9 protein-coding genes are annotated in these 14,477 nt (G+C 62.8%); 3 read left to right on the top strand and 6 right to left on the bottom strand.

The genetic code is table 11. From position 1 onward, the window contains the following. Positions 1-35: 35 nt before the first annotated feature. From J3A64_RS03040 to nudC, 3 genes are read right to left on the bottom strand one after another with little or no spacing between them, the layout of a single operon-like run. Positions 36-662, bottom strand: a complete 627-nt coding sequence (locus tag J3A64_RS03040; protein WP_011775389.1) for a M48 family metallopeptidase — start codon at positions 660-662, stop codon at positions 36-38. Next, positions 662-2,794, bottom strand: a complete 2,133-nt coding sequence (locus J3A64_RS03035) for an ATP-dependent DNA helicase UvrD2 (RefSeq protein WP_014922268.1) — start codon at positions 2,792-2,794, stop codon at positions 662-664. Before J3A64_RS03035 ends, J3A64_RS03040 begins: the two co-directional genes overlap by 1 nt. Beyond that, positions 2,791-3,780: an NAD(+) diphosphatase gene (gene nudC / locus J3A64_RS03030; RefSeq protein ID WP_014922269.1), complete on the bottom strand. Its 990-nt coding sequence runs from the start codon at positions 3,778-3,780 to the stop codon at positions 2,791-2,793. The genes J3A64_RS03035 and nudC overlap by 4 nt, the downstream gene beginning before the upstream one ends. 194 nt (positions 3,781-3,974) lie before the next feature. Here nudC and J3A64_RS03025 point away from each other — a divergent pair, with 194 nt between their 5' ends. Beyond that, positions 3,975-5,117: a macrolide 2'-phosphotransferase gene (locus J3A64_RS03025; RefSeq protein ID WP_307807155.1), complete on the top strand. Its 1,143-nt coding sequence runs from the start codon at positions 3,975-3,977 to the stop codon at positions 5,115-5,117. Positions 5,118-5,150: 33 nt separating this feature from the next. On the opposite strand, the gene J3A64_RS03020 is transcribed toward J3A64_RS03025, so the two are convergent. The 3 genes from J3A64_RS03020 to J3A64_RS03010 are packed head-to-tail and all read right to left on the bottom strand — an operon-like array spanning position 5,151 to position 12,420. Then, entirely contained in the window at positions 5,151-8,654 is a 3,504-nt protein-coding gene (locus tag J3A64_RS03020) for an ATP-dependent DNA helicase (protein ID WP_210063606.1), read from the bottom strand. Next, positions 8,651-12,007, bottom strand: a complete 3,357-nt coding sequence (locus J3A64_RS03015; protein ID WP_210063605.1) for an ATP-dependent DNA helicase — start codon at positions 12,005-12,007, stop codon at positions 8,651-8,653. The genes J3A64_RS03020 and J3A64_RS03015 overlap by 4 nt, the downstream gene beginning before the upstream one ends. After that, on the bottom strand, positions 12,004-12,420 hold the full coding sequence (locus J3A64_RS03010) for an MGMT family protein (protein ID WP_014922273.1): 417 nt from the start codon (positions 12,418-12,420) through the stop codon (positions 12,004-12,006). Before J3A64_RS03010 ends, J3A64_RS03015 begins: the two co-directional genes overlap by 4 nt. Positions 12,421-12,486: 66 nt before the next feature. Here J3A64_RS03010 and J3A64_RS03005 point away from each other — a divergent pair, with 66 nt between their 5' ends. Further along, on the top strand, positions 12,487-13,197 hold the full coding sequence (locus J3A64_RS03005) for a 3'-5' exonuclease (RefSeq protein WP_014922274.1): 711 nt from the start codon (positions 12,487-12,489) through the stop codon (positions 13,195-13,197). Between the two features lie 323 nt (positions 13,198-13,520). Continuing rightward, positions 13,521-14,471 carry an ABC transporter substrate-binding protein gene (locus tag J3A64_RS03000; RefSeq protein ID WP_043806194.1) on the top strand — a complete coding sequence of 317 codons (951 nt, stop codon included), beginning with the start codon at positions 13,521-13,523 and terminating at the stop codon, positions 14,469-14,471. Positions 14,472-14,477: the final 6 nt, after the last annotated feature.

Raw genomic sequence — 14,477 nt, 5'->3', positions numbered from 1 at the left:
AGGCACCGTCATCGGGTAAATTCCGTCGTCCGGGCTTAGTCAGCCACGTCCCCAGCTGGAACGCTGGAGTTTTCCGAGCCTTGTTCTTCCGGGAGTCCCCGGGATGTAGCAAAGGCAACGCCTTCCAGAAAGGCCTTTGCCCGATGAGTCTCAGGGTATGCCTCGACCAGTCTCCAGAACTCTGCGTTGTGGCCCGCCACCAGCAAGTGCGCGAGCTCATGCACCAGGACGTAGTCGATGACCCATTGCGGCATGGGTTGCAGCTTGTTCGACAACCTGATGGTGCCGTCCGCAGGAGTCGCCGAACCCCACCGGGAGTTCTGGTTGGACACCCAGCGAACCGACGTCGGAACCGCCCGCCCGCCGAGGTACGTCCGAGAAAGGTGCTCGGCATGATTGGCGAGGGCTTGGTCCGTGGCGGGACGGCGCCTGCCAGCACCCGCTTGCCGTTCTCCCTGTTTCTTCAGCTTGGCCAGCATTCGCCGGACCCACTCACGTTCCTGGGACTTGGTGAAGCTCGCCGGGATAGCGACCACGGCCTTCCCGTCTTCCCAAAATGCAGCAACAGTTCGGCGGCGCCTGGCTGATCGACGCACGACGACCGGAGCGCCGTCGTCCGTAGTGTGCGGAACGCCGGCATCGGTGGCGGATGGACGCGTCATCAGAGCTCCGAACTCTCAGCGAGTACGGCCAGGACAGCTTCGCCATAGCGTTCAAGCTTGGATGGGCCAATCCCAGCCAGGCCAGCCAGTTCCTCAAGCGATGAAGGCTTGGCTTCGGCGATTGCCGTGAGCGTAGCGTCCGTGAAGACAACATAGGCCGGAACGTCGGCCGTCTGGGCTTCGTCCCTGCGCCACTGCCTCAGCGCATCGAACGTTTGTTCCTCATATGTGGGCGGGCACTGGTTACAGCGCCCCACCTTCCGCTCGGCTCCACTTGCCAGCATGCTTCCGCAGACCTTGCACGACGCCGGTGCGGCAGCTTTCCGTCGGGTGGGACCTGTCTTGCTGCGTGCGTTGGCGGAAGCCACGGAATTGGGGCGAAGTCCGTCAAGGAACCTTGACGGCTTGCGGTTGGCGCGGCCACCCGGCGTTCGGGCTGTGGACCATGAGAGATTCAGATGCTCGCGAGCGCGGGTGATGCCGACATAGAGCAACCTGCGTTCTTCGTCAACGTCCTCCGGGGTGTCTGCGAAGGAAATGGGCATGAGGCCTTCGCTGAGGCCCACCAGGAACACGGCATCCCATTCCAGGCCCTTGGCGGCGTGAAGGGAAGCCAGAGTCACACCTTGAACGGTTGGCGCGTGCTGCGCGACCGATCGCTCTTGTAGCTCGTTGACGAACTCAGCCAGGGTGAAGGACTCTCCGCGGCTGACGGCAAGCTCATCAGCCAGTGCGACCAAAGCTGCCAGGGATTCCCAACGCTCTCGCAGTGCACCTCCGCTATGGGGGGCGGCATCCGTATACCCGAGTGACGCAACGATGTCCCGAACGATTTGGCCCAGTGCTTCCTGGGGTCCTTCGGCCACGGCGCGGGTTGCCGCCCGTAACTGGAGGATCGCATCACGGACTTCCTTGCGTGCGAAGAACCGTTCCCCTCCCCGAAGCTGGTAGCCAATCCCGGCTGAAGCAAGGGCTTGCTCATACGCTTCAGACTGGCCGTTGGTGCGGAACAAGATAGCAATCTCGCTGGCCTTGACTCCGGTATTGAGCAGCTCCTGGATTCGGCCTGCCACCACGGCTGCCTCGGCCTCGTCATCCGGGCACTCCATGAACCGCGGTTCCGGTCCGGAGGGCCGCTGCGCGACGAGCTTGAGGGGAGGCGCCCACGCTGCATCTGCCACCGGGCCGCCGCTTCGTCGGGAGCCGAGGAGGTCGTTGGCGAGCTTCACCACTTGCGGGGTGGACCGGTAGTCACGAATGAGCTTGACGACTGTGGCTCCCGGGAACTGTGCTTTGAACCCCAGCAGGTGCTTGGGTGAAGCTCCGGTGAAGGAGTAGATGGTCTGGCTGGCATCGCCCACCACACACAACTCGTTCCGGCCTCCGAGCCACAAATCCAACAGCCGTTGTTGCAGGGGCGAGACGTCCTGGTATTCGTCCACCACGAAGTGGCGGTATTGTTCCCGGACTGTTGCCGCTACTTTCGGATCCTCCTGGAGGATCCCTACCGTGATGAGGAGAACGTCTTCAAAGTCGATGACGTTCCGGTCGGTTTTGATGTCCTCGTATGCCTGGAACACCCGGGCGACCGCAGTGAGGTCGAAACCTCCGGGAGTACCACGGTCTTGGGCATTCTCCAGGTAGTTGGCGGGCGTCAGCATGGACACCTTGGCCCACTCAATCTCGGCCGCAAGGTCCCTGATGGATGCACGGTCAGTGCTGAGGCGAAGCCTGCGGGAGGCCTCGGCGATCATGTTGGCCTTGTGGTCCAGCAGATTAGGTAGAGTGCCGCCGATTGCCTGCGGCCAAAAGAACTGCAACTGCCTCAAAGCGGCGGCGTGGAAGGTACGGGCTTGAACGTTGGCAACACCAAGATCGCGAAGCCTGCTGCGCATCTCAGCTGCGGCCCGGGCGGTAAAGGTCACGGCCAGAAGCCTCTGGGGGCTGTACACCCCGGAGTGGACCCCATAGGCAATGCGATGAGTGATGGCGCGTGTTTTTCCCGTGCCTGCCCCCGCGAGGACGCACATGGGTCCCGTCAAAGTACTGGCTACTTCGCGTTGCTCTTCATCCAGGCCGCTAAGTATGCGCTCCTCCAGTGAGCCTCCGCCGTCGAAAATTCCTTCGGTCACGGCTGGAGGTCTTCGATGACGCCGCCGTACCAATGCTCAATCAATGAACGCGCGATGGACAAGCGCGTTGAGATGGTGATTTCACCGCTCAGCACAGCTTCCTGCAGCTCCTCGCGGCTGAACCACCGAGCCCGGGTGACCTCTACGCCGTCGGGCCGCGCTACGGCGTCGTTGGTTCTGGCGGTGAATCCCAGCATGAGGGAGGCAGGGAACGGCCACGACTGTGAACCGAGATACTGGCAGGCCGTCACACGGACACCCACTTCCTCCCCGATTTCCCGAACAACAGCCTGCTCCAGCGATTCACCCGGCTCAACGAATCCTGCGAGCGTCGAGTAGTTCCTGGCGTCCACGGGCCCTCCGCCGCCCAGCAGAAGCCGGCCATCAGGGCCAACCACCGTGACGATAATGGCGGGATCCGTCCGCGGGTAATGCTCCGAGTTGTCCTTGGGACAGCGCCGAACCCAGCCCCCGGCTTCGATGTCCGTGGGCGTGCCGCACTGCGGGCAATGCGTGTGGGTTGCATGCCAGTTGGAGATTGCGCTGGCCTCAATGAACAAAGCGGTGTCCTTGGCGTCCAGACGCGCCGCAACATCCCGGAAGCCTGCCCATTCAGCACCCAGCGGGACCGTGGCGGTGCCCGGCGCCGGCGGTTCCGCGACAGTGAACAGCACAACGGACGTGCCTTCCGGCAATGATGACGACGTCAAGGTGGTGCCCAGGTAGATGGCAGCAACAGCACCGCCACCCGACGCGTTAAGAGCGTCCCAGAGCGGAGCGGCATCCCCGAACCAGAGACCGTCAGCAGTCACCAGCGCTTTGCGCTGCGAAATGACCATGGCCTTGGCCGTACCGGAAGCGACGAGATCCTCAACCATCCCAGGCTTCATACGGACGCCCGAGCCGCGATCCACCATGGCAGGGCGGACGGGAAGAACGGTCTCCATCAGGTGATTGGCAAGCGCCGGCGACTCCGTATAACTCATGTCTCTACCGTACTGACTCGTACCGACAAAAAACATTTGGAAAGGTCCCCTGTTGTGGACACCACCCCAGGGGATCACCCGCTTGGGCAACTACGCCGTGCTTTCCCCCACATTTGAAGGGTATTTGCTGCGGATCTGAAGACTCGCCGCACTGCATCATGGCCACGGGCCGCACTCAATCTACCGTGGAGAACGTGAGAAGAACACCGCTCGAACTGGCCGCCATAGCAACCGCGGCGGTGCCTGGCCTTTCGCCGACGGCCGCAGCCTATTCCCCCGACGACGACGCAGACTTCGACTCAGCGTCGCTACTCGACGCAGAAGGCAAACGCTGGCGGGTCCGCTCACCGCGACATCCGGAAGCCAGCACGCGTCTGGAAACCGAATTCATGGTGTTGCGGGCTTTCGCCCCGGCCATCCGCGCTGAGCTGCCTTTTCATGTGCCCACCATCGCCGGCACGGTGCGGCAAGGAGCCTTGACGACGTTCGTCTACGCCCACATGCAAGGCTCCACGCTTTCCATCGAAGAACTTTCAGCCGGCAGTCCTGCCCTGGCCCGGGAAGTCGGAGCAGCCCTGGCAGCCATTCACGACTTGCCACTGACCTTGGTCACCAACGCCGACCTTCCCAGTTACTCGGCCAATGAGTTCCGGCAACGCAAACTCAACGAGCTTGACCAAGCAGCAACCACGGGCAAGATTCCGGCCACCCTGCTGCGCCGCTGGGAGCACGCCCTCGAAGACGTTGCACTTTGGCGCTTCAATCCTTCAGTGGTCCATGGGGACCTTCATGAAGACAACCTGATGGTGCAGGATGACACCGTGACGGCCCTGACGGGTTGGACCGATCTCCGAATCGGCGATCCTGCCGACGACTTCGCCTGGTTGGTGGCATCCAACGAAGCCTCGTTTGTTGAGGCCGTTTTGAACCACTACACGCAAGCCCGCCGCGACGTCCCTGACGCCCACCTACTCCGCCGGGCCGCTCTCCTGGCCGAGTTCGCCCTGGCACAGTACCTGGTCAAGGCCATGGCCGCCGGGCACCAGAGCATGACGGCAGAAGCCGAGTCAATGCTCCAGACACTCGCCGATGACATCGACGAGCAAGTGCGCCGCGATGAAGAAGCTGCACAAGCCGCTGAGGACGAGGCCGCTGAGCTGAGAGCGTCGGACTCACCGGCAGAGAGGCCCGCCGTCAGCGTCGCGGCCATCCCCGATGCGGAGTCAGAGAGCCCTGAACACGGCGACTCAGGCACGAGGTCACTCCATGACGACACTTCCACTGCGGCCATCAGTGTTGTCAGCGTGACCCCGCTTCACGCGGCCGAACGTTCCTAGACTCCGTGGCCGGACTCCAGATGTCCCGGTAACTCAGCGACTGCTCTTGAGCGCCTTCGCGACAATCAGCTCAAGTTCCTCGGCGCTGCCAAGATCGTGCGGACGCACAACAGCGTCATCCGCCACATAGTAGAATGCTGCGCTGACGTCCTCGAGGGGCACATCTTTAAGTCTGGCCCACGCGAGCCGGTAAACGGCCAGCTGCACCGCCCGAATCGCCAGTTGTTGACCTGCGGGGCGTCGTCCGGTTTTCCAGTCAATGAGTTGCCAGCGGCCGTCGGCATCACGGAACACGGCATCGATGCGTCCACGGACTACGACGTCGCCAATCCGCGTCTCCACAGGTACTTCGACGAAAGCAGGAGCGCGCTGGGCCCACTCGGACTTCTTGAAAGCCGCCACCATGTCATCCAAGCCGTAGGCCTCGTCGATGTGGGAGTCCGAACCGGGCGCTTCATCGAGGTCCAGCATGCCGGTTGTTCCGAAGTACTCCTCGACCCATGCATGGAAGGCAGTGCCCTTGCGCGCCGAAATGCCCGGTTCACGGGGAACGGGCCTGCGCAGCTGGGACAGAACGGCCGCAGGGTCAGCGCCGAGGTCCACGAAGAGGGAGGCAGAAATATGGCTGGGCAGGTGGACATCCTGAACGGTCTTAGCCTGCCGTTGGCGATCTAACAGTAGTTCTGCCTCTTGGGACCACTTCCCGGCCACACCAGTCAGGTCATTTGAGGGTGCATGGCCGGGTTCCTCGATGTATCCGCGGACCAGGGCCGCGGCCCGGTCCATGGCAGAACGTCTGCCGGGAGTCAGCCTTAGGCGGGCACCGGTCCGTGGGTCTGAAGGCCCTTCCAAGGGGTCATAGGGGAATTGAGCAACCTCAAGCGCTGCGGTCAACGGGCTTTCTTCAGGCAAGGCCTCCTCGGCCACCGATTCCGCATGGATGACCGCACTGGCGAGCGACTGCATGCGGGCAGCACCGTCTTCCACTGCAGCTACTGCGGCAAGGGGTGCCAGTTCAGAGAGAAAGGCAGACATGCCGGCCATTCCCGACCGAGAGCCGTTCCAGGCAGCGCTGGAAGCCCACAGTACGAACTTCGCCCGGGTGTAGGCGACGTAGGCGAGTCTTCTCTCTTCGGCCTCACCGTGATGCTGGACTTCGGATTTGAAGTCTTTCTCCGCGTCCAGCCATCCCTTTTGGTCGGGCTGATCCAGGTCCCATTGGGGAAGGTCGGCACGATCACCCCGCAAGGGCCACGGCAAGGCCGCGGCGCCGGTGCTCCACCGCGAATCCCTGTTGCTGGGGAACGAGCCGGCGTTGAGGCCGGGGACAAAGACAACGTCCCATTCCAAACCCTTGGAAGCATGGACGGTCAGCAATTGCACCGCTTCCCGGTTGGTCTCAACGGGTGCCACGTCCAAGCCCCCTTCCTCGGAGGCCGCAGCCTCCAGCCAGGACAAGAACGCCAGTAGGTCGATGCGCTGTGATGTCTGCAGGAACCCGGCCGCTGCATCCTGAAAAGCATCCAGGTTGCGGCGTGCCTGATGGATGCTGATTCCGGGCTTGGCAGCCACCTCGATGTCCAGGAGCATTGCTCGTTCCACCTCGCCCAGAAGTGTGGTGAGGTCGTCGCCGATGTAGCTCCTCAGGGAGCGGAGCTCCGAGGCAAGGCTGGTCAGTCGATCCAGGGCGGCAGCGCTCAGGCTCCGCCCATGCCCTGAAGTCCAGCCCGGCCGGGGAAGGAAGTCAAGGGCCTCCACGAGGCTTGCGGCATCGGTGATGTCGCTTTCAACCACTACGCCTGCGGGTTCTTCGTTGTCGTCAAAAGATTCAGGATGGGCTTCCGGAGCAGACCGGCGGCGGGCAAGGAAACGGGACCAGTCGCTGAACGCCATCAAATCTGCCGGACCAATCCGCCATCGTGCCCCGGCCAACAACCTCATCAGAGCATCGGAACGTCCTGGATCGGCGAGGACCCGCAACGTCGCCACCAGATCCACGATCTCTGGTGTGTCCAGCAAGCCGCCGAGTCCCACGATCTCGTAGGGAATGCCCTGGAGTTCGAACTCGCGGCGGAGGCACTCCATCTGCGCCCGTCGGCGACACAGGACCGCCATGGTGGGTTTGACCGGGGTGCCGTCTTTCTCTTCCTCGAAAACAGTTCTTTGGTAGCGACGGACATCGCGGGCTATGACGGTGGCCTCGTCTTCATCCGTGCCGAAGCGACCGATTACTACGCTCCCATCCACCGCTGCAGGGCTGGGTACCAACGCGGGGACTGAGACATTACCGGCTGTCTTCCTGTCCCCTGCCGGACCCTCCGATGCTGCCGCCCTGTTCAAGGGCGCTGCGATGGTGTTGGCGGCTTGGAGGATGTTTCTGCCGTTCCGCCAGGCAGTGGTCAGGTAGGAGGTGGGCGCGACGGAGTAGGACTCATTGTCGCCGGAGTGGTCCGCATTCCTCACGGGAAACTCCTGCACAAAGTGGAAGAGTTGCCCTGCAGAAGCGCCGCGGAATCCGTATATCGACTGGTTCGGGTCGCCTACCGCGGTCACTGCGTGGCCCTGTCCGAAAAGACGCGAGAACAGAACAAGCTGCGCGTGGGAAGTGTCCTGGAACTCATCCAGGAGCACCACTTTGTAGCGGGCACGTTCGGTGGTGGCAGCGAGAGGGATGTCGCTCGCAATCCGGGCCGCAAGAGCCACGAGGTCACCGAAATCAAGGACACCGCGCTGACGCTTCGCTTCCTGGTAGCGGACCACCATGTCGGCAACGCTGCCGCGTGTCCGGAGCATCGCCGCAAGTTCGCCGGCTGCCTGCGTTGGATTCTTCTTAGCCCCGGCTACATAGGGAAGCTCCTCAAAGGTCTGAACGCGCTCCACGACCCAGTCCCGTACTTCCCCCGGATCCTGAAGGTGCTCGGCGCATTCACCGGCCAGCTGGATCACTGCAGTGACGAGTGTGGATTTGGCGGCAGTGAAGTGCTGGTACTCGCCGTCATACGCTTCAACGACTTCGCTGGCCAGCTGCCAGGACTGCGCTCCCCCCAGCAAGACGACATCCCGCTCGATGCCCAGGCGAAGGCCGTAATCCGACACGATGCCGCTTGCATAGGAGTGGTATGTGGACACTTTAGGTTCGAGGTCGTCGGCTTCGAGGAGTCCCTCCGGGAAGCCAATGCTACCGTCATCCGCCGCCGCTATCCGCTGGAGGGTAGCGAGCTTGGACCGTATCCGACTCGCCAGCTCTCCCGCTGCCTTGCGAGTGAACGTCACGCCGAGCACTTCTTCAGGACGCACCCAGCCGTTGGCCACTAGCCACACCACCCGGTCCGCCATGGTGGCCGTTTTGCCAGACCCCGCTCCGGCGATCACCAGACGGGGCGAAAGAGGTGAGGCAATAATGGCTGCCTGTTCAGGCGTAGGGTGGTTCTTCTCGCCAAGGATGCCGGCCAGTTCAGAAGGTGAAAACCTTGGCTCGGGAACTACCTCTACACCCAGGGTGCTGGAGGCGAAGCCGTCCAGGAGCTCGGTTGTCATTCGGTGACCTGCTTTCCTCTGGCGCACAACGGGCAAATATCCGGGAGTCGGCATCCATGGCCGCCATGCCCTCCCTTGCCGGGGTCGTGACGAGCTTCGAACGTCGCACCGGCCATCAGCGCGGCCGCCTCATTGACCAGGCTTTCCGCCCAGTTATCCGTCGAATCCAATGGATCCTGCTGCTGCACGGCGGGACTCTTTGTCTTCGTCCCAAGTTGGGCCAACACAGCACCGCCGGGGACGAAGCCATGACCGGACCCGGCAAGGGATCCGGCGTCGTTCGTTTCCTCCCGCGTTCCAGCATCCAGGAAGGCGCCTCTGAGAACTGCGGCCTGGTACGCACCTAGTTGGGGATGCTTGGCAACCTCAGCTTTGCCGGGTTGCCGCTTGCCGGTCTTGAGGTCCACGATCACGAGCCTGCCCTCCGGATCTATTTCGAGGCGGTCCACCTGACCCCGGAGTACGGCGTGGCGGACGGCCTCCTCATCAGGAGTATGAGGATCACCTGTGCCACCGGCATTCACGGCGATATCCGGCAGCTGAACTTCAAAGTCGTGTTCAACCGCCAGAAGGCTTCTTCCCTCGCTGCGCATGATGAGCACATACTGGGCCAACTTTCGAACCATGAGTTCCGCCCGCTGAAAATCAAGCTTCCCTTCCCAGTTGTCCTTCATACCCAAAGTGGGCCAGCGGCGTACGAGTTCAGCAACGTACTCGGCTCCCGAAGCATCGGGAAGTTCCTGCGCGATGCTGTGGACCAAGGTGCCCAGGCTGCGCGCAAAATCGGTGGCAGCTTCCCCTCCGGCTGCTTGGACGAACCAGTCCAACGGGGACTTATGGACCGCTTCCACTTTGGACGGCGAGACGGAGACGGTGCCGCCAGCCGGCACCACGGCTTCATAGGAACTCAGCGCCGCCAAACCCCACCACGAGTCAGGATGGGCACCCGGAACGGCTGGTTCCGTGCCGGCAAGCCTGGCCAGTATGCGGGCGGCTTCATGCGCGGTTCCGTTGATTCCGGTACCTGCGTCTTCCGATTGGGCGTGCTGGCGCAGTTCCGCGACAAGGGCCCTCAACGTCATGGGACGATCAACAGGCGTGTAGTCGCGCTTGTACTCACCGGAACCCAGCGGCGCCACGTAGTCCAGAAAAGCGGAAGGTTGTTCATCCTCAGAGGACACTGCCGTGCAGATCAATACTTCACGGGCGCGCGATACAGCTGTAGAGAAGCTCCTGAGTTCGTCGTAGCGAATGTCCCGGAGCCGGCTCAGGGGCCCGCGCTTCAGGGCGTAGTCCACTCCATGTTCCACGGCGTCGGCATAGACTGTGCTGCCCAGTAGCTCTCCACGCAATCGGGTGTTGGGCCACACGCCTTCCTGGAGACCCGCCACTATCACCACCGGCCATTCCCGCCCCGCCGCACTTGCGGGAGTCATGATCTCTACGCAGGCCTCCAACTGTGCCCGCGCGGCGAGGGTGTCCATAGGCAGCTCCTGGTTCAACAAGTAGTCCAGAAACTGCTCGGGGCCGGAACCGGGCAGTTGGTCCACGAAGCGTTCGGCTGTATGGAACAGAGCCATCATGGCGTCAAGGTCCCGATCGGCGCGGGCCCCGGCGTTGCCGCCTTCAAGGGCCGTTTCCGCCCAGCGGGAAGACAGTCCGGTGGCATGCCACAAAGCCCACAGAACAGATTCCGCGTTGGCCCCGGGCTCGGCGGCGGCCGCTGTACCGGCTGCGATCATGCGGGCGAGCCGGCGGGCAGAACTGCCTTCAATCCCCAATGAGGCCAAAGCCCCGGGCTGAAGCAGAGCCTCCACCAGCAAAGCGTCGCTGGAGCGGCCGCCACCGCCCGAGAGCTCCTCGCGACGCAGGGATTGCCGGAGCCTCCGCAACTCGATGGCCGTGGCTCCGCCGATGCGGGACGTCAGGAGGGAAACTGCAGTTTCCGGCGTCAGTTTTCCGGGGTCCAGGACAATGGCAAAAGCCTCCAGCAACGGCCGCACGGCGACTTCGTCACGGACAGCTGAGTCTGCCACGGGAACGCGCACCGGAATCCCCTGGCCACTCAGGTAGCGCTGCAACTGCGAAATTTGCCCGCCGTTCCGGACGATCACCGCGATGTCGCTGAACTCCCGGGATTCCCGCAGCTGCGCTTCGAGGATGCGCTGCGCCACATAGCGCAGCTCGTGCACAGCCGATGGGAGAACATGGCCCTCAACCCGACCATGATCGCTGGTAGTCGCCTGACCCGTGCCTTCCGGACGTTGCGGTTGTTCCATCTGCCTGGCCAGCTGACCACCGGAACGCTGTGAGATACGGCCTGCAACCCGGGTCCACGCCTCAGCCACCTCGGGCGTGTGCCTGTGGGTCACCGACAGCGGGCGTTCGAGAACCTTCTGCTGCGTGCCGCCCAGCAGCGATGGCAACTCTGAGACCAGGTCCGGGCGTGCGCCGCGGAAACCCTGCACTACCGTGTCCGGTGAGTAGGTCACCACGACGTCCTTGCCTTCTCCAATGTCGGCAAGAAGTTCGAATACTGCCGGATTCGATTCCTGGGCGTCGTCCACGAGGATGAGTTGGAGACGTTGCCTCTCGGCGGCGAGGAACTCCGGTGAGTCCTGGAAAATTTGCCGCGCCGTGGTGATGATCCCGGCGGGGTCAAAGGCCTCCGGCATGCGGAGGTCCAGGACATCCCTGTACTCGCTGTACAGCTCAGCCGCCGCCATCCAGTCAGGCCGTCCGCACTCGTAAGCCAGCCCAACCAAGTCCTCGGCGGTGCGCCCCGATTCAATGATGCGGTCGAACAACTGCCGGATCTCGTGACGGAAGCCGCGGGTAGGAAGTGCTGCGGTGAGATCCTCCGGCCAAGGCAGCTGGAATCCCGGGCGGGAGTGGCCTTCCAGTAACTCCTTGATGATGAGGTCCTGCTCGGGGCCCGACAAAAGCTTCGGTGGCCGCGTCAGCGGCAGGATGCCTTCGGCCTTTGCCCGCCGGATAACGTCGAAGGCGTACGACGCCCAGGTGCGTGCCGGCGTCGTACTGAGACTGCGGTCCAGCCGCCCTGTGAAGGTGTCGCGCAAAGCAGCGGCGGCGTGGCGCCCGGGAGCGAGAACGAGAATTTGTTCCGGATCCAGGCCGTCTTCACGAACACGGCGGACTGCGGATTCCACGAGCACAGTCGACTTGCCGGTGCCAGGTCCTCCGGGGACAAGGACGGGGCCGCTCCCCTGCGGGAGGGAAACGACTGCGAATTGGTCCGGGGACAAAACGGGTGCCACGTAGTGGGTCTCACGCGGCGGGAGCAGGCGGAGGGCTGCCGGTGCTTGGCGGGTTTTGGCAGGAGTGGCGGTCACACAGTCATTTCATCATCGGGCACCGACAATTTATGGAGTTGACGCTCCAACTGGTCAGAGATCACATCAAGTTGGTCAAAGTCAGGTTCTGTAGGCGCCCATCGGGCGGCTGTCAGATCGACGCGCCAACGGCCTTCACCCGTCCTCAGGAATGCCTCGTAGGCGCCGTGCAGCGGAGTGGATTCTTCCAGGTAGTGCCGCAAGGCGTCTGCTTCATGACCGGTAGGCGCTTCCCCGCTTGCCCGCAGGACACGCCACCATGCGACGGAGCTGCCGTAGTGGCTCATCACAGTCCCAACCTGCCGTGGACCGCCGGCTCCAAGAAGCTCTGCGACGTCACCATAGGCGACCGCCGAACCCGATGGAACAAGGTCCACAACGGCCAGAACAGCCGTCACGTACTCCATCCGCATGTGTTCAGCGTAACGGCAGGAGTGTCGTGCCCAAAGAGTGTCGGACCCAGCCGGTAGCTTGAAGACATGAGTTCCTGGAATACCCTCTCCCGTGCCGCATTCGACCTCGAGACCACCGGAAAGAACTCGCGGTCAGCGCGGATCGTCACCGCTTCCATCACAGTTGTGGATGCTCACGGGGAGCTCATCGCAGAGCACGAGTGGTTGGCAGATCCCGGTGTGGAGATTCCGCTCGAAGCCAGCGAGGTGCACGGCGTAACCACAGAGAAGGCCCGCGCCGAAGGCCGCCCGGCAGCAGAGGTCACACGCGAAGTCGCCGGGGTACTCCAAGGACTGTTCGACGACGGCACTCCCGTCATTGCTTTCAACGCCAGTTACGATTTCACCGTGTTGGCGGCGGAGTCTGCCCGCTACGGCGTTCCCCAACTGAGCCGCTTCCCCGTGCTGGATCCGTATGTCATGAACAAGCAAGTGGACCGGTACCGCAAGGGGAAGCGCACCCTCACCGCTTTGTGCGAGGAATACGGCGTGGACCTGACAAACGCACATACCTCCGCGGCGGATGCGCTCGCTACGCTCCGCGTTCTGGATGCCATGGCCGGCAAGTTCCCCAAGTTGCAGATGCCTGCGTCCACGCTGCATCAGCTGCAAGTAGACTGGGCGGCGTCCCAGGCTGCTGATTTCCAGCAGTACTTGCGCCGGAGCAAGCCCACCGCCGTCATCGAGGGTGAGTGGCCGGTTCTGCCGCCTGAGGATGCCAGCCGGGGCGGCTTCTAGAACAGGAAGCACGCCAAGCGTTACTTTTTGCGACGCAAGTCACAACGAATTCGGGAACCCAAAATGTGGGACTGGCCGCGCGGAGATTCCACGCGAAGCTTCTCTGCCGGAATAGTCCGGAGTCCAGCCGGCGTTTGGCGGGAACTTTGTTCGGTTAATTTGAGTGCTGGCAGTCACTTCTTCGATTCACAGCGCGCTACTGGGCTGGTGACATAATTAAGTTTGGCGGGTTGAAGTCTGCTAGGGCAGCCAACCATTGTTCTGCTGCCGCATTCCCCGCCCACCGCGAAACGTCTCCGTTACCCGATGAAAGTGATTTCTTCATGAAATTCAAAGCCCCTAAGTGGCTGTCTGTTGCCCCCGTGGCCGCAGCCCTGGTGATTTCCCTGGCAGCATGCGGCGGAGGAACCTCCGAGCCCAGCGGCTCGCCCACCGACGCCCTCGCCGGCAGCGACCAGAAGTCGCTGGACACGTTTACCACCGCTGACGTTACGGCGCTGGATCAGATCGACAAGTCCAAGCTGGGCCTCATCACCGACGGCACCCTGCGCGTGGGCACCCTTTCCGATGCCCCGCCGAACATTTTCATTGATCCGTCCGGTAACTTCACCGGTTACGACAACGAACTCCTGCGCGCCATTGGTGACAAGCTGGGCCTCAAGGTCGAGTTCGCGTCCACCGACTTCTCGGCGCTTCTGTCCCAGGTGGGCAACAAGCAGTTCGACGTCGGATCCTCCTCGATCTCCACCACGGACGCCCGTCGCAAGACAGTCGGCTTCACGAATGGCTACGACTTTGGCTACATGGCGATCGTGACCAAGAGCGACTCCAAGGTCACCGGCTTCGCCGACGTCAAGGAAGGCCTCCGCATCGGCGTCGTCCAGGGCACCGTCCAGGATGACTACATGACCAACACCCTGAAGATCGAGCCTGTCCGTTTCCCTGACTACAACACTGTCTACGGCAACGTCAAGAACGGCCAGATCGACGCTTGGGTTGCACCTTCGCAGCAGGCTGAAGGCCAGGTCAAGGAAGGCGACAACACCAAGATCGCCGAGAAGGTTGTCAACACCCAGAACTTCACCGCATACGCCGTGAACAAGGACAACCAGCCGCTGATCGACGCCCTGAACTCCGGTTTGGATGCAGTCATCGCTGACGGCACCTGGGCCAAGCTCACGGCCGAATGGTACAAGGACCGTCCGACTGCCGCCGAGCAGACCCCCCAAGGCTGGAAGCCGGGCAGCAAGGCCGTCCAGCTCCCCGCCAAGTAACCAAGG

This window comes from Pseudarthrobacter sp. PvP004, from assembly GCF_017876035.1.
In the GTDB taxonomy this organism is placed as follows: Bacteria; Actinomycetota; Actinomycetes; order Actinomycetales; family Micrococcaceae; genus Arthrobacter; species Arthrobacter aurescens_A.
This window is presented reverse-complemented; position numbering and strand designations above follow the sequence as displayed.